This is a genomic window from Bacillus australimaris (assembly GCF_001307105.1).
GTDB lineage: Bacteria > Bacillota > Bacilli > Bacillales > Bacillaceae > Bacillus > Bacillus australimaris.
The window spans coordinates 116,258-133,282 of sequence record NZ_LGYN01000001.1; the positions used below are offsets into that span (position 1 = coordinate 116,258).

General features: G+C 39.7%; 20 protein-coding genes. 7 read left to right on the forward strand and 13 right to left on the reverse strand.

Annotation, left to right across the window (positions count from 1 at the left end; genetic code table 11):
• Nucleotide 1 precedes the first annotated feature (1 nt).
• Both metA and AKG37_RS00590 read left to right on the forward strand, forming a co-directional pair.
• Nucleotides 2-910 carry a homoserine O-acetyltransferase MetA gene (gene metA / locus AKG37_RS00585; protein WP_060697116.1) on the forward strand — a complete coding sequence of 303 codons (909 nt, stop codon included), beginning with the start codon at nt 2-4 and terminating at the stop codon, nt 908-910.
• A gap of 229 nt (nt 911-1,139) precedes the next feature.
• A complete protein-coding gene (locus tag AKG37_RS00590) occupies nt 1,140-2,291 on the forward strand; it encodes a diglucosyl diacylglycerol synthase (protein WP_060697117.1) in 1,152 nt (383 codons plus the stop codon).
• A gap of 32 nt (nt 2,292-2,323) precedes the next feature.
• On the opposite strand, the gene AKG37_RS00595 is transcribed toward AKG37_RS00590, so the two are convergent.
• Nucleotides 2,324-3,025 (reverse strand): AIM24 family protein, encoded by a 702-nt coding sequence (locus tag AKG37_RS00595; RefSeq protein ID WP_060697118.1) that lies wholly within the window; start codon nt 3,023-3,025, stop codon nt 2,324-2,326.
• A 273-nt stretch (nt 3,026-3,298) separates the two neighbouring features.
• Between AKG37_RS00595 and cspD the strand changes: the two genes are divergently transcribed.
• Nucleotides 3,299-3,499 (forward strand): cold-shock protein CspD, encoded by a 201-nt coding sequence (cspD, locus tag AKG37_RS00600; protein ID WP_024422747.1) that lies wholly within the window; start codon nt 3,299-3,301, stop codon nt 3,497-3,499.
• A gap of 51 nt (nt 3,500-3,550) precedes the next feature.
• Here the strand turns inward: cspD and AKG37_RS00605 are convergent, their stop codons facing one another.
• The 3 genes from AKG37_RS00605 to AKG37_RS00615 form a co-directional block, all read right to left on the reverse strand.
• Nucleotides 3,551-3,733: a hypothetical protein gene (locus AKG37_RS00605; protein ID WP_008346368.1), complete on the reverse strand. Its 183-nt coding sequence runs from the start codon at nt 3,731-3,733 to the stop codon at nt 3,551-3,553.
• Nucleotides 3,734-3,902: 169 nt separating this feature from the next.
• Nucleotides 3,903-4,085 carry a zinc-finger domain-containing protein gene (locus AKG37_RS00610; RefSeq protein WP_060697119.1) on the reverse strand — a complete coding sequence of 61 codons (183 nt, stop codon included), beginning with the start codon at nt 4,083-4,085 and terminating at the stop codon, nt 3,903-3,905.
• Between the two features lies 1 nt (nt 4,086).
• Nucleotides 4,087-4,758 carry a ribonuclease H family protein gene (locus AKG37_RS00615; protein ID WP_060697120.1) on the reverse strand — a complete coding sequence of 224 codons (672 nt, stop codon included), beginning with the start codon at nt 4,756-4,758 and terminating at the stop codon, nt 4,087-4,089.
• A gap of 94 nt (nt 4,759-4,852) precedes the next feature.
• Between AKG37_RS00615 and AKG37_RS00620 the strand changes: the two genes are divergently transcribed.
• From AKG37_RS00620 to AKG37_RS00630, 3 genes are read left to right on the forward strand one after another with little or no spacing between them, the layout of a single operon-like run.
• A complete protein-coding gene (locus AKG37_RS00620) occupies nt 4,853-5,542 on the forward strand; it encodes a queuosine precursor transporter (RefSeq protein WP_060697121.1) in 690 nt (229 codons plus the stop codon).
• Between the two features lies 1 nt (nt 5,543).
• Nucleotides 5,544-5,939, forward strand: coding sequence for a reverse transcriptase-like protein (locus tag AKG37_RS00625; RefSeq protein WP_060697122.1), 396 nt, complete (start codon nt 5,544-5,546; stop codon nt 5,937-5,939).
• A 42-nt stretch (nt 5,940-5,981) separates the two neighbouring features.
• Nucleotides 5,982-6,107, forward strand: a complete 126-nt coding sequence (locus AKG37_RS00630; RefSeq protein ID WP_060697123.1) for a hypothetical protein — start codon at nt 5,982-5,984, stop codon at nt 6,105-6,107.
• 79 nt (nt 6,108-6,186) lie between these two features.
• Here AKG37_RS00630 and AKG37_RS00635 read toward each other — a convergent pair whose 3' ends face one another.
• From AKG37_RS00635 to AKG37_RS00660, 7 genes are all read right to left on the reverse strand, one after another.
• Nucleotides 6,187-7,074: a 5'-3' exonuclease gene (locus tag AKG37_RS00635; RefSeq protein ID WP_060697124.1), complete on the reverse strand. Its 888-nt coding sequence runs from the start codon at nt 7,072-7,074 to the stop codon at nt 6,187-6,189.
• 277 nt (nt 7,075-7,351) lie between these two features.
• Nucleotides 7,352-7,615 carry a YpbS family protein gene (locus tag AKG37_RS00640; RefSeq protein WP_060697743.1) on the reverse strand — a complete coding sequence of 88 codons (264 nt, stop codon included), beginning with the start codon at nt 7,613-7,615 and terminating at the stop codon, nt 7,352-7,354.
• Between the two features lie 41 nt (nt 7,616-7,656).
• Nucleotides 7,657-11,250, reverse strand: a complete 3,594-nt coding sequence (gene dynA, locus AKG37_RS00645) for a dynamin GTPase (RefSeq protein WP_060697125.1) — start codon at nt 11,248-11,250, stop codon at nt 7,657-7,659.
• A 131-nt stretch (nt 11,251-11,381) separates the two neighbouring features.
• A complete protein-coding gene (gene fbpC, locus AKG37_RS19255; protein WP_306299200.1) occupies nt 11,382-11,489 on the reverse strand; it encodes a Fur-regulated basic protein FbpC in 108 nt (35 codons plus the stop codon).
• Nucleotides 11,490-11,553: 64 nt separating this feature from the next.
• On the reverse strand, nt 11,554-12,063 hold the full coding sequence (locus AKG37_RS00650; protein WP_060697126.1) for an isoprenylcysteine carboxyl methyltransferase family protein: 510 nt from the start codon (nt 12,061-12,063) through the stop codon (nt 11,554-11,556).
• On the reverse strand, nt 12,060-13,160 hold the full coding sequence (locus AKG37_RS00655) for a type III polyketide synthase (protein WP_060697127.1): 1,101 nt from the start codon (nt 13,158-13,160) through the stop codon (nt 12,060-12,062). The genes AKG37_RS00650 and AKG37_RS00655 overlap by 4 nt, the downstream gene beginning before the upstream one ends.
• Nucleotides 13,161-13,494: 334 nt before the next feature.
• Nucleotides 13,495-13,746 carry a hypothetical protein gene (locus AKG37_RS00660; protein ID WP_060697128.1) on the reverse strand — a complete coding sequence of 84 codons (252 nt, stop codon included), beginning with the start codon at nt 13,744-13,746 and terminating at the stop codon, nt 13,495-13,497.
• A 296-nt stretch (nt 13,747-14,042) separates the two neighbouring features.
• Between AKG37_RS00660 and AKG37_RS00665 the strand changes: the two genes are divergently transcribed.
• On the forward strand, nt 14,043-14,897 hold the full coding sequence (locus AKG37_RS00665) for a polysaccharide deacetylase family protein (RefSeq protein WP_060697129.1): 855 nt from the start codon (nt 14,043-14,045) through the stop codon (nt 14,895-14,897).
• Between the two features lie 182 nt (nt 14,898-15,079).
• Here the strand turns inward: AKG37_RS00665 and pbuX are convergent, their stop codons facing one another.
• Entirely contained in the window at nt 15,080-16,399 is a 1,320-nt protein-coding gene (gene pbuX / locus AKG37_RS00670) for a xanthine permease PbuX (protein WP_060697130.1), read from the reverse strand.
• Nucleotides 16,396-16,980, reverse strand: coding sequence for a xanthine phosphoribosyltransferase (xpt, locus tag AKG37_RS00675; protein WP_060697131.1), 585 nt, complete (start codon nt 16,978-16,980; stop codon nt 16,396-16,398). Before xpt ends, pbuX begins: the two co-directional genes overlap by 4 nt.
• Between the last annotated feature and the right edge of the window lie 45 nt (nt 16,981-17,025).

Below are 17,025 nucleotides of genomic sequence, written 5' to 3' on the forward strand. Positions count from 1 at the left end.
GTTGCCTATTAACATACCAGTTCATCTGCCGGCAAAACAAATACTAGAGAGTGAAAATATTTTCGTCATGGATGAGACAAGGGCATTCAAGCAAGATATCCGTCCTTTGAATATCGTGATCTTAAATTTAATGCCAAAAAAAATACAAACTGAAACGCAGCTGCTGAGAATGCTCGGTAATTCTCCTTTGCAAGTGTACTTTACGTTTTTGATTCCAAGTACACATACACCGAAGAATACATCGAGAGAGCATCTAGATGAATTTTATACGACCTTTGAATCGATTCGCCATAAAAAATTTGATGGAATGATCATCACTGGCGCGCCAATTGAACATTTACCTTTTGAAGAAGTGTCCTATTGGAAAGAGCTGCAGGATATTTTGGACTGGAGTAAAACCAATGTGACGTCTACCCTTCATATTTGCTGGGGTGCACAGGCAGGCTTATATCACCATTACGGTATTGAAAAAACCAAGCTTCCTGAGAAAAAATTTGGCGTATTTGAGCATCTTGTGAAAGAGAAAAAAGAAAGATTAGTCAGAGGTTTCGATGAAGTATACTATGTCCCACATTCTAGGCATACAGATATTAATACAGAACAATTAAAAAACACTCCGAATTTGAAAGTATTAAGTATGTCTGAAGAAGCGGGTGTTTGTTTGATTGTTTCAGATGATGATAAACAAGTATTTTTAACTGGACATCCTGAATATGATACAGACACATTGATGCAGGAATATGAAAGAGATTTGTTGAAACATGATACAGTCCAAAAACCTGTCCACTATTTTATAGAAGATGGTGACACATTAGTCCCTGTGAATCGCTGGAAAGCCCATGCAACCTTACTGTTTATGAATTGGCTTAACTATTATGTTTATCAAGAAACACCATACGTTTGGGAATAAAAATAGACTGTGGCCCGATGATAAATCGTCAAAATGTGTTAAAATACAAATGGCTCTGTCTTCCATTATCAATTTTGTCTGTTTGTTTTTTAAATTTAGTTTAATTCTTTCGTAACGAATGATATGCTCTGACTGTTTATATGTTATCTTTATGTATATGTAGACCTATGAGATTAATAGTTTTCGTACGAAGTTTTGTTGTTGTTGATTACATTTGAGGTGAATATTCTTGAATACCAATAAAAAAATATTAATCTTGACCGCAAATTATGGAAATGGACATATGCAGGTGGCAAAAACACTGTATGATGAATGCAAATCCCAAGGGTTTGAACATGTTGTAGTTTCTAATTTGTATCAAGAATCGAATCCCATTGTGTCAGAAGTGACTCAATATTTATACTTGAAGAGCTTTTCCATTGGGAAACAATTTTATCGCTTGTTTTATTACGGTGTAGATAAAATTTACAATAAACGCAAATTTAACATTTATTTAAAGATGGGAAATAAGCGTCTTGATGAATTAATTCAATTACACAATCCGGATATCATTATTATTACATTCCCGATGATTGTTGTGCCAGAATACCGAAACAAAACAGGGAAAGTAATCCCGACTTTTAATGTCATGACAGATTTTTGTCTTCATAAAATTTGGGTACATGAAAACATCGACCGATACTATGTTGCAACCGATTATGTGAAACAAAAATTAGTAGAAATCGGCACACATCCAAGCGATGTCAAGGTGACAGGCATTCCTATCCGACCACAGTTTGAAGCAGACGTGCCAAAATCGATGATCTATAAAAAATATGGATTATCATCAGACAAAAAAGTTCTTCTCATCATGGCCGGTGCTCACGGTGTACTAAAAAATGTGAAGGAATTATGTGAAGCGTTACTTCTCGACAGTGAAGTACAAATTGTTGTTGTATGCGGAAAGAATGCAGCGCTGAAACAATCGCTTAGCGATCTTGAGCAAGCACACCCAGATCAATTGAAGGCGCTTGGATATGTGGAACAAATTGATGAATTGTTCAGAGTAACAGATTGTATGATTACAAAACCAGGCGGCATTACGTTAACAGAAGCAACAGCAATCGGTGTCCCGGTCATTCTTTACAAGCCTGTCCCTGGACAAGAAAAGGAAAATGCTCTTTTCTTTGAGGATTATGGTGCGGCCATTGTCATTAACAGACATGAAGACATTTTAGAATCTGTGACCAACTTGCTGCAAGATGAAGAAAAACTTGAAGCAATGAAACAAAATATAAAAAAACTGCATCTAAAACAATCTTCTCAAACCATTTTAGAAGATATCGTTGAGCAGTCAGATCTCATCATGAATAATAAAACATATGCTCGTGCATTATCATAAAAAGGTGTCCGTCATTGACGGACACCTTTTCTTTATCCTTGATTTCCATTGGTTGTGTATACTTCTTCAAACGGCTGAACGACAACAAAGCCGCTTCCGCTAAACTTCATTTGAATAGACTCCCCGCTTCCCCTGCCAATAAAGGTTTTAAATGAAACATCTGTCACAAATTCAGTTTGTAAGTCCCCTGACCATGCAACTGTCGCGTTCGGATCTGTATAAACAGAGTCACCTGGCTGAACAATGAGCGTAAGCGGCTCATAATGACTCGTAATTGCAACTAAACCCGGTCCTTCTAATTTGACATTAAATAATCCGCCTGCAAGCATGCCAGACACTTTTTTCATCAATTTGATATCCCATCGGACAGACGGTTCAAATGCAAGAAGATCGTTTCCATTAACAAAAATGGATTCTCCTTGAGCCAAACGAAGAATCGAGATTTTTTTGCCTTGATCAGCCACATATAATTTCCCATGACCTGTTGCCTTCATCAGTGAGGTGCCTTCTCCTGACAGCATTTTTTTGAACATTTTAGAGACGCCATGTTCAAAAACACCCTCACGCTCAAACTTGATTTTCCCTCGATAAGAAACCATGGAACCGGTTTTTGCCCAAATGGTGTCAGTCAAATTAATTTCTAGAAGCCTTGATGTTTCAAGTTCAAAGACCCCTTCTCCCTTATCTTCTTGCTGCGTATTCTGAACAAATTCTTCAAGTGTATAACGATTCATGATTGCACCTCTTTCTGTATTATTTTTTATATACGGACAAGCTGCACGTTAGGTTTCGAAAAATGAGAACGTTTTATATTTCATTGCTTTGTCATTCACCAAAAAAACAAAAAAATCAAACATTCTGCTCAAAATTTGGCTCGCCTGCTTGACGCGTTACTTTTGATGGTGTATAGTGGAACCATCATTTAACAACTGCAAAGTCGTTAGGTGATGAAAATTTTTTTTAGTATGCCCAAAAGGTGTGCTACAGTACTAGGAGGAAAAAGCAATATGCAAAACGGTAAAGTAAAATGGTTCAATAATGAAAAAGGTTTCGGCTTCATTGAAGTTGAAGGCGGAGACGATGTATTCGTTCACTTCACAGCTATCGAAGGTGACGGCTACAAGTCTTTAGAAGAAGGACAAGAAGTTTCTTTTGAAATCGTTGAAGGTAATCGTGGACCTCAAGCAGCAAACGTAACAAAACTTTAATCAACTAAATCAATGATGAAACGACAAAATAAAGAGAGGCATATGCCTCTCTTATTTGATTTTAAGCTGTATTTCAATTGCTAAAATATTTTGCTTCAATCGCTGTTCAATTTCAGAAATATCTTTTTCGAGAAAAGGTCTTCCCTTCTTTGCTACATCTACTAACTGCTCTAGATCGCTGTACACCTCTTGAAATGTTCGATGTAATACCGTTTCGAAATCCTTGTTATCCATACCGGCCTTCCCCTTTTCCTCTATTATCCGTCACTTAGTCAAAAAGTAACTCAACCAAAACTTTCTATAGTTATATCGGCTCATTTTTCAGAATATGTTCTTTTTTTACACATTCTATCCGTTTTTTTTCATGATTGGATGTTTGCGTTAGGAAAACCGGGCCGCCTGTTTACTTTTTAAGCAGCGTTTGGCCGTATTCTTTTATTTTCTCTCCTACTGTGCATTGCTGGATACAAAAGGCATGCGCGTATTTTTTACCAAATTCTTTTCGAAAGTGCTTCTTAATTAAACAATCTGAACAATACGTGTCTTGAAGATCCGTCAATTCTTGTACTGCTGTTTTTTTATCCACATTATTCAGCTCCGTCTGCTTCTAATTTCAATTTACTTTCGATTGGGACATCTGCAAGGATCTGTCTTGCAAGCTGGTCCGCTTCTGCATTTTGTTTACGATCAATGACTTCATAGGTTGGCGAGAGCTTCAGCTCCTTTAAAGCCGCTTCAATCCGGTCGAGCCATTTGTTATGAAGATCATCATAACAAGGCCATTCTCCTTTTAATTGATTCATGACAACAAGTGAATCGCCTCTAATCGTAACAGAATTTCTGCTTGCCCCAAGGTCTTTTAAAGCTTTTACTGCCTCATATAAAGCCGCATACTCTGCTTCATTATTGGTCGTTCCTTGGAATGGATGATTTTTTCTCAACCGATAAGCATCTTTTCCGAGCCTATAGTAGACGACAATGCCAAGGCCAGAGTCCCCTGTTTCTTTACGAAAGCTTGCATCAAAATAGACCTGGAGCTGGTCAGGTTCAAGCTTTAGTTCTTCATTTAGCTTTTCAAGTTCTTTTATGGACCACATGGCCCCTTTTTCATCTTCAAATGATAGGAGTGACTGTGGTTCTTTTTTGTCGATATGTTTTGCTAAAATCAAGGCCTCTTTTAGCTCCATCCAATCTTCTTGGAAAAAAGCAATGGACCCAATCGATTTCACTTTCATTGTATAGTGCGCTCTTAATTTCATTGATCACATCGCCTTCCCGTGCTTTTAAGGTAAACGTTCGTTATGCTATAATCAAAAAGTTACATTTTACAATGAGAAAGGAAGTTCATGTCACTTGTTTAATGAAGGTATTTGGTTCTTATTTGCGATCATTAATTTTATCATTGTTCTTCTATTTTATAAAGGATTTGGCAAGATGGGGCTTTTCGTCTGGATTGGCTTTGCGACGGTAGCTGCAAATTTACAAGTGGTCAAAACCGTTGAATTATTTGGCTTAACGGCAACACTTGGAAATATTTTGTATGGCAGTGTGTTCTTCGCAACAGACGTTTTGAATGAAAAATATGGACAAAATGAAGCGAGAAAAGCTGTCTGGATTGGTTTTGCCACCCTTTTAACGCTGACAGTTGTCATGCAGGAGGCCTTGCTTTTCCACCCAGCTCCATCTGACATCTCACAAACATCGTTAGAAACGATATTTGGCTTTATGCCAAGGGTCGCACTTGGCAGTCTTGCTGCTTATATCATCAGTCAAATGTTAGATGTTTATGTATATTCGTTTATTCGCCGGATATTTCCTTCCGATGGTGCGCTCTGGGTGCGCAACGCTGGAAGTACGATGATTAGCCAACTTATTGATACACTGATCTTCACAACCATAGCCTTTCTTGGTACCTATCCATTTCATGTATGGATTGAAATCTTTATCACGACCTATGTGATTAAATTTATCGTCGCCGCGATTGGGACACCATACGCTTATGCAGCGAAAAAAATGGTTCCACTTGATGAAAGGGTGAAATAAATTGCCAGCTGAAATATACATTGATGGTGCAAGTGCAGGTAATCCCGGTCCTTCTGGCATCGGCATTTTTATGAAGTATGACGGAAAGGCTGAATCTTTCTCGATTCCTCTTGGATTTATGAGCAATCACGAAGCAGAATTTTCTGCTCTTATCGAAGGGATGAAAATCTGTGTAGAAAAAGGACTGCGTTCCGTTTCGTTTCGAACAGATTCACAGATAGTCGACCGCGCGGCCAATGCAGGCTTTGCTAAAAATCCAGCCTTTCAGCATTTTATAAAGGAGATGATCGAGCTGCAAAACCAGTTTGATTTATTTTTCATTAAGTGGATTCCAAGCAAGGAAAATCAAGTAGCTGACCAGCTCGCTAGAAAAGCGATTCACCTTTCTAAAGGATGAATCGCTTTTTTTCGGTTATCCTAATGTATGAGGTGATACTGATTGGATAAGGACAATAAAGGTCGTGTCACAAATGGGACAACCCCTCAAGGTGATGCGCAAACAAAAGACAAACAGCCTGTATCTCAGCTGGAAAATAGAGCGAAGAAAACCAATACAAAAATCTGATCTCTAAGATTGTTGATAAAGGGCTAAAATGATCGTTATTTTAGCCCTTTGTCTTCTCTTCAGCGTGTGAGAGATCGACTTAGCTGATTTCTATTTTACTTAAGCGATTTACCATCGGCTCAATTCCTTTGATTTGATGTAACCGCAGCATGGCAGCAGCCCGCTCTTGATTGATATTCATTTTCGTCTCATCCATTGGACAGCTAAGCGGGACATCACATTTGATCTCTGCCAATAGACGGGAAAGCTTCAAATCTTCTAATCCTGCTTGCATTTTCTTTTGCTGTGCAGCCGTTAGTTCATGGATATTTTCTAACAACCCGTCAATGGTTTGATACGTCTGTATAAATTTTAATGCCGTTTTTTCTCCGATCCCTTTTACTCCTGGGTAATTATCACTTGAATCACCCATGAGTGCTTTCATATCAATCAGCGCCTTTGGAGAGATGCCCATCTCCTCTTCAAACAAGGCTTTTGTATATTGCTTATAATTTCCGATCCCTTTTTGCATCAAAGCTACTGTCACTTGATCGTTCAAAATCTGCAGCAAATCCTTGTCACCAGTTAGGACGGTCACACGCGCTTCATTCTGATAGATTGCCGCAAGCGTGCCGATACAATCATCTGCCTCAAAGCCCTTTAAACCAACGTTCACAATTCCTAGTTCTTCTGTCGCTTCCTTTGCTAAATCGAATTGAGGAATGAGCTCGACAGGCGCCTCTCCTCGATTTGCTTTATAATCTTGAAACAATTCATTTCGGTAAGTTTGGCTTCCCATATCCCAGCAGCAGACAATATGAGTTGGCTCAAATGTCTGAACAGCCGTTAACAGATGCTTCAAATAACCATTCACTCCATTTGTCGGGACGCCGCGATCATTTATCATAAAATTGCGATGGACAGCTGTCGCATAAAACGATCTGAATAGAAGTGCCATGCCATCAACAAGCAGTACGTGTTTATTCATTCTTATAAACTCCCTTTTTCAAAACAATACTCCTATTCTATCACAGAACATAGAATTCGACATAAAAAAGGCGCCTTCTTCTTTTGGAAAAGAAGAGGCACCTCTGGATTACTTTTGCCCGTATTGCATTTTTTTCGATTCTGCTTCTGCGTAGGACGGCATCTCTTTTTGTTTAGGGACACGCTCATCCTTCTGCTTTGCTTGCTGCTTTTTTTCCATGATCATTCCCCTTTCTTGGTTCATTTGTTAAGATGACCAAAAAAGAGAAAGTTACTCTTTACTTCTGTTTACGTTCGACATACTCCTTGACCATATCTATCGTCACATGCTTACGCAGTGGAACAATTCCGCCTCGTGCAAGCTCATTCATCTTCGAAGTAATCGCATTGATGTCGTCAGTTGTAAATGGTTCGTTTTGTTCACACTTGAATACTGCTGTCTCTATTGCCTGTTCTCTTTTTTGCTCAAGTGCAAGAAAGGACTTGATATGAGCATGCTGTTTTTGTGAGTGTGCGGAAATGTCTTCGTGTACGCTCGTCATTTTTATCAACTGCTTTCTTTTTTTATCTAGTCTATCACGAATCAAATGGTTTTCAACTGTTTCTTCCATTCATTTGTTTGTTCAAATACTTGTTCTATCATCGCCTGCTCTTTCGCATCTGTTGTCAAGCTCATGATAAATGTTTGTTTTTGTTCACTTAGCTGCTCGAGCGCTTCTTTTTCATATCTTTCAGTAAAGGCCTTTACCATCATGTCATATCTGCTCAATAATTCTTCTTTTTCTTTATCTGCCCATTTAGTCGTTAATTCGAGAAGAACATCTCGAACTGCTTCAATAAACGCAGCCTTCTCGTTCTGTTCAAAGAAAGCTTTCGCTGATTTTTGCTTCTTTAAAAGCGGCTCAAACGGCGCCAGATCCGCTTCGACTTCAATTTGTTTCAGCTCCGCATTTTTTTCATCTGGCGGCGACAGCCGGAGAGAAAAGTAAGGATCTTCTGCACATGCCGCCTGCAAACCTTTCTCCCACTCCTCTTGGAAGTATTGAAGGATAAACGATTCCATTCGAATATCAAGCGCCTTGATCTCCTGCACAAATTCAAATTCATAATCCTTCAGCGCCTGTTCAAGCGCTTTTTTTAGCTGCTCCCTGAAGTTTCCTTGAGATATTCCAGGGTAAAAAGCTGTCTTTAACAGATCATTCGCAAATAGTGACAGGCGCTGAACAATATGGTAAAGCTGTTCGAGCAAATCCTTTTTCACACTTTCCGTCACTAGTTTAGATTGTTTTATATGACTCATTTGATCAACGATGGCGTCATAGGATGTGTCGATCTTTTTCTTTTCTACTTGCTTTTCATCTTCTGACTGATGCAGCGTCTCATGCAGCTTGTCGACTGTCCTACATAATGTACTGGCTTCAAAATATAGAAGCTCGATCGCATCTTTCGTTAATTCTTCCTCGATAAAATAGTCGAGCTGTTTTCTAAGCTGTGCATATCGATTATAAGGTGACTGCCCCTTTCCTTCGATCTCTTCTTTACTGGATACATGATGAAGGTTTGGGTTTCGGATGCCTTCTTTTGTTAGCTCATTTTTCACATAGTCAAACACAGTTTCAAGCTCTGCTTGATCCTTTGCGAGGTCAGCTGCATTGATAATAAAGAACATTTTATCCATGCTGAATGAATCTTTTACAAGCCCAAGTTTACGTAAAAATGACCGATCTGCCTTTGAAAAAGAATGCTGGTAGTAAGTTAAATAAAGAAGCGCATCTGCGTCCTTCATATATTGAAAGGCAATCTCTGTATGACGCTTATTCATACTGCTGGCACCTGGTGTATCAACAATTGTCAGTCCTTTATCTGTTAAAGGTGTATGTAAATACACCGTCACTTCCTTCACTACACAAGAAACAGCCTCTTCTGCCACATATGGCTTTAATTCTTGAAGGGTGACATTGAGCGGCGTTTGCTTTTGAATGTATTCATGGAATCTTTCATGCGCGTTTAAAAAATGGTCAACAATGATGTAGTGATCCTGTTCAAGCTGTCTTTTTTTCAGCGTTCTTTCTAGTTTCGCTTTAAACGTATCGCCCTTTTCTTCTGTGATAGAAAAACCGAGTATCTGATCGAGCTCGTCTAATATATCCTGCTCGGATTTGAACACCACTTTTACACTTTCATGCGGATGATCATCCGTTGGCCGCGTCAGCTTATTGATCGTTGCCGTAGTTGGTGTAGGAGACGATGGCAGCACCTTTCTCCCAACAAGGGCATTGGCAAATGAAGATTTCCCCGAGCTAAAAGCGCCGAATAAGGCGAGAGTGAATTCTTTCGCTTGAAGCCGCTTTGTTCGTTTTTCAAAGGACTTTCTTTGAGATTGAAGCGCGTCTAATGGCAATAACATGTGAGAAAGCCGCTCAAACTGATCAATCGACTGCGCAGTGGTAATATGCTGTGACCGACGCGTTTGATCAAGCTCCTGCTGCTGATTGTCTTTCTCGCTTTCTTTTGCATGAGTTGACGCCTGATTCTTTTTTAGCTGGTCGTGCTGCATCCGTTGTTTTTTCTCATAGAACCAGCCTTCTTCGACCTGTTCATCCGTTCCATTTTGCCAAATATCCCACACATGCTCAATATCTCTTCTGATTTGTTCATTTTTCTCAATGCATTTCTCCAGCGTTTGGAGCTCTTGTATTGCTTGAGTCCAATTTTCTTGCTGTCCCGCCTTTTTCTTCATGAGCTGGGTTTTCAGTGTCTCCGTCATTTGTTCAATCAATGGCATTACTTTCTGTTTGGCCTGTCTTTTTAGGGCTTCACCAACATCTTTCGAATATTGAAGCACGTATTCATTTGAGAACGTCGCACCATGATGAATGACGTTTTCAAGCAGTGATTCTTCTACAGGTGTTTCAAATGACATCACTTGATTTAATAACTCTTCACCAAGCTCATAATGCTTGACTTCTTTTTTTAGCAGCTCAGCAATATGCCAGTCCACTTCTGCTTTCATTCTCGCTTTGACATCTGCTAAGAAATCGTTTGCCCGTCTTTCTTTTTCCTGCTCGGTTTTATTTTTAGCGAACAAGAGCCCAACCTTAAAGCCAGGTGCTTTCGATTCTATATAGTCACTTGCGAGCTCCCTCATTTTAAACGGGGTTAGGTTTGCATTTTTTAAAATGTTTTCGACTTCAGAAGACACTTTATCTTCTAACTGTTTTGCTCCATTTTCTATGAAGCGGCTTTTCTCTTCAAGTTCCTTGACTGTTTTTCTTTTTTCTTGGAGCTGTGAATCAAGGTCCTCTTCCTGCAGCTCTTCTTTTAACGAGTCAATATGTTCTTTTAAGACATGCTCAATTTTCTGCTCAGTATAGGCGCGGAGCGATGCTTTCGGTAACGTTTGCAGTTCTTGCAGCTTCTCGATTAAACGAAGCATTTCGTTTCTAGGGTGCGCCGCATCGGTTACGGATGTAAAGTATAGATGTTCTTCTTCAATGCCCTCTTTAAGGAGCATGTCAACCACTTGACTTTTGTAGTCTTCAAACGCTGTCTCATGCTCATCATGTCGATCGACTTGATTTACGATAAAATAAAGATTTGGCACTTTCTCTTTAATGGAACGAATGAAACGGACGTTTTCCTCTGAATGAACATGATTGTAGTGAACGACATAAAAAAGAGCATCTGCTTGATGAAGAATAGACGCAGCAGATAAAAAGTGGGCATGATCCGTTGAATCAATTCCGGGCGTATCAATCAGCGCCACTTTTTCTTCTAGTCCTCTATAGTCACCGCTGATTTCCACCATTTCAATTTGTTCCCCATCCTTACAAAAACGCTGTACGGCTTCTTTATCATAAGTCCCACTCATTTTTGCAAAACGGCCATCAGAGGTGTGAAGCTGTACTTCACTCTCCCCTTTCCTCACGACGACCAAGTTTGCACTTGTTGGGATTGGACTCGTTGGCAGGATGTGCTCATGGAGCAGATGATTCACAAGTGATGATTTGCCGGCAGAATAGTGGCCGGTAAATGCGATATATACTTCTTCCTCTGCTTCCTTTTTAATAATCGATGCAAGTTTGGCTGCGCGTTCATGATCATCCCTTTTGAGAAGGCTTTGATATAAAGCACCTGTAGTTTGAACGAGCGAATCTCGAATAGACAAGTCTTTCATGACGATACCCCTTTGTTTTTAGAAAAGTCAGTTATGTATGTGATACCATTTTACACAAAATAAAGAGATATTTCTTCTGATCTGAGGAAATAAAAAAAATCTGCTGCCCGATCAGTCGCAATTGACTGCGATCAGGAAGCAGATTTTTTAGAAACACCTTTTAATACGAAGCCAATTAGCAGGCTGTATACACAGACCGTACCGAGTAAGAAAACCATTGTCATGTGATCACCGTCCATCCTTCATGATTGAGAATGCTTATCATTAATGAAAGTGTATCACAATTGATAATGATTTTCAATATTAATTTAACAAATACTGATTGAGCGCCTTCTCTTCTGTTTGAATTCTCACAGCCATCATCCATGCATTTAAACATGTGAACAAAATGGCTGTAAAATAGGCATTAAACAAAAGCGGGATCAGCATAAGTTCAATCGCTACCACTACATAGTTAGGATGCTTTAACCAGCGATATGGCCCTTTTTTGACAATTATCGCATTTGGCACGACTAAAATCTTTGTATTCCAGTACGTCCCAAGAGAACACAATGCCCAGTATCGAATGACCTGTGTTGCCAGCAGGAAAACAAGCAGCACAAGAAAATAGCGGGACGTCTCCCTATTGAACACCCATACCTCAACGATGAGTGAGAGAAAAAAAGCCGCATGCATAGCGACCATATAGGGGTAATGACTAGCACCAAATTCAATGGCACCTATTGCTTTTACTTTCCTTTCATTTCTTTTAGCCACGAGCATTTCAATGAGCCGCTGACAACCGAAGATACCAATGACGAGCCAAATGATCATGACAGGGCCTCCTCCCATTTCATGAGCAGCAGCTCTGAGGAAAAGCCCGGGCCTAGTGCTCCGCAAAGACCCATATCTCCTTTTTCAGCTGATTGGTGCTCAAGATAATGCTTGATGACATACATCACTGTGGCAGAGGACATATTTCCGTGTTGTTTGAGTACCTCTTTTGAAGAAAAAAGCTGATCCTCTTTTAAGGATAAACTTTCAACATAAGCATCAATTACTTTTTTTCCTCCAGGATGGGCAAGAAAAACCGATAGGTCTTCTGCCGAATACCCTTGCTGCTCTAAAAATTGATCGACCTGCTCTTTTAACCAGCCTGAAATAATGGAAGGAATGTCGCGGGAGAAAATGACCCGAAAGCCGTCACTTGTAAATTTCCAGCCCATCACATCCTCAGACTCTTTCATTGTGACGGATTGTGTACCTAGCACTTTAGGGACTGTTTTTAGATGAGCGTATTCAGATACCCCTTTTTCTCCAGTTAACAGTACCGCCGCTGTCCCGTCTCCGAACAAGGATGTACCGATTAAATTGCTTTTTGATTGATCCTGCGGCTGAAAGGTTAAACTGCAAAGCTCACAGGCGACGACCAGCACCTTTGCTTCTGGAAATGCTTTTATGTATTCGTAAGCCCGGGACAATCCTGCCGCTCCGCCCCCGCACCCCAAACCCCAGATCGGTACTCGTTTCGTATAAGGCGAAAAAGGAAGAACGTTCATCAGTTTTGCATCAAGGCTTGGCGTTGACAATCCGGTACTTGAAATAAAAAACAATGCATCAATCTCATCAAACGGAATCGGTTTTTTCAGAAATGCTTTCTCCTGAAGACAGTGTACGATCGCTTCTTTTGCATGAACCAATGCCTTTTCCAAATAGATATTGTTTTTCTCTTCAAAAGAGTGGTGCTTCTGATACCATTCAATAGGCTGCACAAACTGTCTGCTCTCGATTTCTCCATTTTGAAAAGCTCTCAGCAGCCGGTCAATATCTTTAAACGATCGTTTAAATTGAGATCTAGCGAAATCAGCCGCTGTTTTCTGATCTACATGATTCTTTGGCAGACTTGTTCCAGCTGAAAGAATATACGCCATTGGCTTCACCTCTTTTTTCGGTTAATATCCCCTAATGAAAAAAGGATATACATGCCAATTTGTCACAATTCAGTCAAAATATTTTCCTTCGTCTAACTTTTTGTCTTGACGACAATTGATAAATATTGGATAATGTAGGTGAAAACATGATGTAGTTTTCCTCCTTCACAGGTTCGTTCTAAGCCAAGCGAACCTGCTTTTTTTATGCAAAAAAACACTTCTAAAAGAGAAGTGTTCAGACCGTAGAACCCCCCTTTACTTTAAATAAAAGTGGGGTTTTCACTATAATTATAAAGGGTTTACGCTGGACATAGTGTTTTCGATGTAAGGTGTTTTATATCCAACAAAATAAATCCTTTTGAATCACAAGCGTATGAAATGAATAAGCAAATGACTTTTCACGTTCACCTTTTACATAGTAGCCAATCTCTGATTCAGTTGTACTGACTTTGATTTCTTTTGTTTCTTCTTTATTTTGTAGTGGTACGAGCTTTTCTCTATGTTTTTTGAGATTAATCGCCTCTGTCTCCACTTTCCACATAAGCACCCTTTTTTCAATGAAATCGTCATTATACAACACTTTCATAAGGAATCTCCCTTTCGCTTCGAATTAATGGTCAAATCTGCTGCTATCTTAGCGTATAAATGTTAACGTTTCGATCATTATTCAGAAGGATTTTATTTAAACATGAATGGATCACCTTTTTTTGCTGATCAACACAAAGTAACAACCATAAATTTCTAATTCATTTGAATTTTCTATATTAAGAAGGATTTTTTCCACTATATACATAATCAATATGAGTACCAAGAAAAACAGTGAAAAAAGAAAGAATCTACAACATGGTTCAGCTCAAAATTTAATTGACTGGAGTGATTATAATGAAAAAGGTTTCCAAAAAAAAGACACCCTACAACACGATACTTCTCTCAAAGGTAATTGGTTTAGTGCTTCTTACACTGTTTCTCTTTTTTATCTGGGATATGTCTAAACCCCATTTGCAGGCGACAAATGGGCAAACAAAAAATGTTGCCAGCAGTGACTTCCGTGACACAAGCATCAGTCTGAAAGCAAAAGATCAGTCTACAAGAACATTGGATACACATTTTAAGACCAATCCAAACCAACAGGCAACGAATAAAACGGTCTTTTTAACATTTGATGATGGTCCTTCTGCTACATCAAATCAGCTGTTAAATGTATTAAAAGCACATCACGTGAAGGCGACGTTCTTCATGCTTGGACCGCAAATCCAAGCACACCAATCAGCTGTGAAAAGACTTTATCAAGAAGGACATCAATTAGGTCTTCATGGCATGACGCATGATATAAACCTCTTTTATCAGAACAGCGAGTCTCCCGCAAATGAAATGAGAGAAGCTCAGCGTATTCTTGCCTCTGTTACAGGCGTCTACAGCCGTCTTGTAAGAACCCCCTATGGCAGTGTTCCAAATTTAACATATCATCAAAAAGTACGTTTAAACCAAAATGGCTTTATTTACTGGGACTGGACGATTGATAGCCTTGACTGGAGATATAAAAACTCACAATATGTTCCAGAGGTATTGAATCAATTGGAAATGTTTGAGAAAAATAAACCATGGGAACCAAAAGTTATATTAATGCATGATCAACCCTCTACCACAAACTATTTAGATAGCCTGATTATACAGCTAAAAGCAAAAGGCTATACATTTGCAGTCATTAACGAAACAATGCCGCCGGTACAACATTAATAGTGCTAATCACAAAAAGCCCGTATCCAAAAGATGCGGGCTTTCAGCTTGTAGACAAACCCTCACACGCTCCTTCCTAGGATCCTAGGTTTTTTATCAAGCTAAAAAGAAGACAAAGAGCTAAAATAAAAGGTCATTTTAGCTCTTTGTCCATAATCTGAACCCCTCTCCAAGAGAGGGGTTTACATAACAGATTGCTTAGGTTCTTCTACCAGGTCATGCCCGGCTTCTTTTTTAAAAGGAATCATGTGATAAATAATATGAAGCAAAATAGCGGTAAAGCTTCCGGCCACAATGCCGTTACTTGTTAATAATTTAATCGATTCTGGCAGATGCTCAAACATTTGCGGTACGACGGTAACACCTAAGCCGATTCCCACGGAGCAAGCGACGATCAGCAAGTTCTCCTGCTTTGCAAAATCCACGCGCGTGAGCATTTTAATACCGTATGCAATGACCATTCCAAACATAGCAACCATTGCGCCGCCAAGAACTGACTTTGGAATAATCGTCGTAAACGCAGCGATCTTAGGAAAAAGACCAAATAACATGAGCAACGCCCCTGTTACGACAATGACTTGGTTTTTCTTGACTCCTGTTAACTGGATCAATCCAACGTTTTGTGAGTAGGCCGTGTACGGAAAAGCATTGAAGATACCGCCTAATAACACAGCAATCCCCTCTGCCCGATATCCTTTAGCCAAATCCTTCTCCTTTAAAGAGCGGTTTGTTAAATCCCCTAGTGCGAAATAAACGCCTGTTGATTCAACTAAAGACACAATTGCAACTAATGTCATGGTCATGATCGGTGCAAATTCAAAGGTTGGCATACCAAAATAAAATGGCTCAATCATGCGGAAAATTTGGGCATTCGCCACCTCAGCTGTCTCTACTTTTCCCATAAACGCAGCAACGGCTGTCCCAAGAAGAATACCGATTAAAATGGCGATCGCCTTCATAAACCCTTTCGTGAACCGATAGAGCAACACAATGATAAACAGCACAAGGAAAGCAAGCCCTAGATTTTCAAAGGAACCATAATCTGCACTTCCTTCTCCCCCTGCCATATTGTTCATCGCGACAGGAATGAGGGTAATCCCGATAATGGTGACGACAGAACCTGTCACTACAGGCGGGAAGAATTTCACAAGCTTCCCAAAGAAAAAAGAAAGGAGAATGACAATACATCCTGAAGCGATAATACTTCCATATATAGACGAAATTCCATATTTAGAGCCAATCGCAATCATAGGAGAAACCGCCGTAAATGTACAGCCTAATACAACAGGCAGACCAATCCCAAAGAAGCGGTTTTTCCATACTTGAAGCAGTGTGGCAGCACCGCACATGAAAATATCGGCCGAGATTAAGTAAGTCAGCTGTGCAGGCGTGAGCCCGAGCGCATCTCCAACAATAAGCGGCACAAGCACTGCACCTGCATACATGGCCAGTACATGCTGAATGCCTAGCGAGAGTGTTTTGGCTTTTTTAGCGGCACTCATGATTGTACCTCCCGTACAAACGTGACTTTCCCTTCCTCTAATGATTCAATTCGTGCGAGGGATTCGACGCGGTAGCCCATTTGCACAAGCGCATTTCTTCCAGGCTGGAATGATTTTTCAATCACAATACCGAATCCGGCTACTGTCGCATTTGCCTGCTTTGCAATAGCAGCAAGCCCTTTAGCAGCTTCACCATTTGCTAAAAAGTCATCGATGATTAACACACAATCTTTTTCACTAAGATGCGTATTTGAAACAGCGATGGTGCTTTCTACTCTTTTCGTAAAAGAGTACACACTGGCTGTTAACAGGTTATCCGTTAATGTGAGTGATTGACGTTTTCTTGCAAACACAACAGGTACTTGAAGAGCAAGTCCAGCCATCACAGCAGGTGCGATACCTGAAGATTCGATTGTGATGATTTTTGTAATGCCATCATGCTTAAATAATCTAGCAAACTCTTGACCGATCTCATGCATTAAAACAGGATCAATTTGATGATTTAAAAAGGCATCTACCTTTAACACTTGATTTGATAGAACAATTCCTTCGTTCTCAATTTTCTGACGTAACAATTCCATCATTTTTCCCCCTAGCATATTGGCAAACATTCTTTTTTTTGCATA

What these genes read in the sequence shown, in the direction of transcription:
- AKG37_RS00595 (WP_060697118.1), bottom strand. Translation starts at nt 3,025, where the DNA reads ATGAATCGTTATACACTTGAAGAATTTGTTCAGAATACGCAGCAAGAA.
- cspD (WP_024422747.1), top strand. Translation starts at nt 3,299, where the DNA reads ATGCAAAACGGTAAAGTAAAATGGTTCAATAATGAAAAAGGTTTCGGC.
- AKG37_RS00605 (WP_008346368.1), bottom strand. Translation starts at nt 3,733, where the DNA reads ATGGATAACAAGGATTTCGAAACGGTATTACATCGAACATTTCAAGAG.
- AKG37_RS00615 (WP_060697120.1), bottom strand. Translation starts at nt 4,758, where the DNA reads ATGAAATTAAGAGCGCACTATACAATGAAAGTGAAATCGATTGGGTCC.
- AKG37_RS00635 (WP_060697124.1), bottom strand. Translation starts at nt 7,074, where the DNA reads ATGAATAAACACGTACTGCTTGTTGATGGCATGGCACTTCTATTCAGA.
- AKG37_RS00640 (WP_060697743.1), bottom strand. Translation starts at nt 7,615, where the DNA reads ATGACGAGCGTACACGAAGACATTTCCGCACACTCACAAAAACAGCAT.
- dynA (WP_060697125.1), bottom strand. Translation starts at nt 11,250, where the DNA reads ATGAAAGACTTGTCTATTCGAGATTCGCTCGTTCAAACTACAGGTGCT.
- fbpC (WP_306299200.1), bottom strand. Translation starts at nt 11,489, where the DNA reads ATGGACGGTGATCACATGACAATGGTTTTCTTACTCGGTACGGTCTGT.
- AKG37_RS00650 (WP_060697126.1), bottom strand. Translation starts at nt 12,063, where the DNA reads ATGATCATTTGGCTCGTCATTGGTATCTTCGGTTGTCAGCGGCTCATT.
- AKG37_RS00655 (WP_060697127.1), bottom strand. Translation starts at nt 13,160, where the DNA reads ATGGCGTATATTCTTTCAGCTGGAACAAGTCTGCCAAAGAATCATGTA.
- AKG37_RS00660 (WP_060697128.1), bottom strand. Translation starts at nt 13,746, where the DNA reads ATGAAAGTGTTGTATAATGACGATTTCATTGAAAAAAGGGTGCTTATG.
- AKG37_RS00665 (WP_060697129.1), top strand. Translation starts at nt 14,043, where the DNA reads ATGAAAAAGGTTTCCAAAAAAAAGACACCCTACAACACGATACTTCTC.
- pbuX (WP_060697130.1), bottom strand. Translation starts at nt 16,399, where the DNA reads ATGAGTGCCGCTAAAAAAGCCAAAACACTCTCGCTAGGCATTCAGCAT.
- xpt (WP_060697131.1), bottom strand. Translation starts at nt 16,980, where the DNA reads ATGGAATTGTTACGTCAGAAAATTGAGAACGAAGGAATTGTTCTATCA.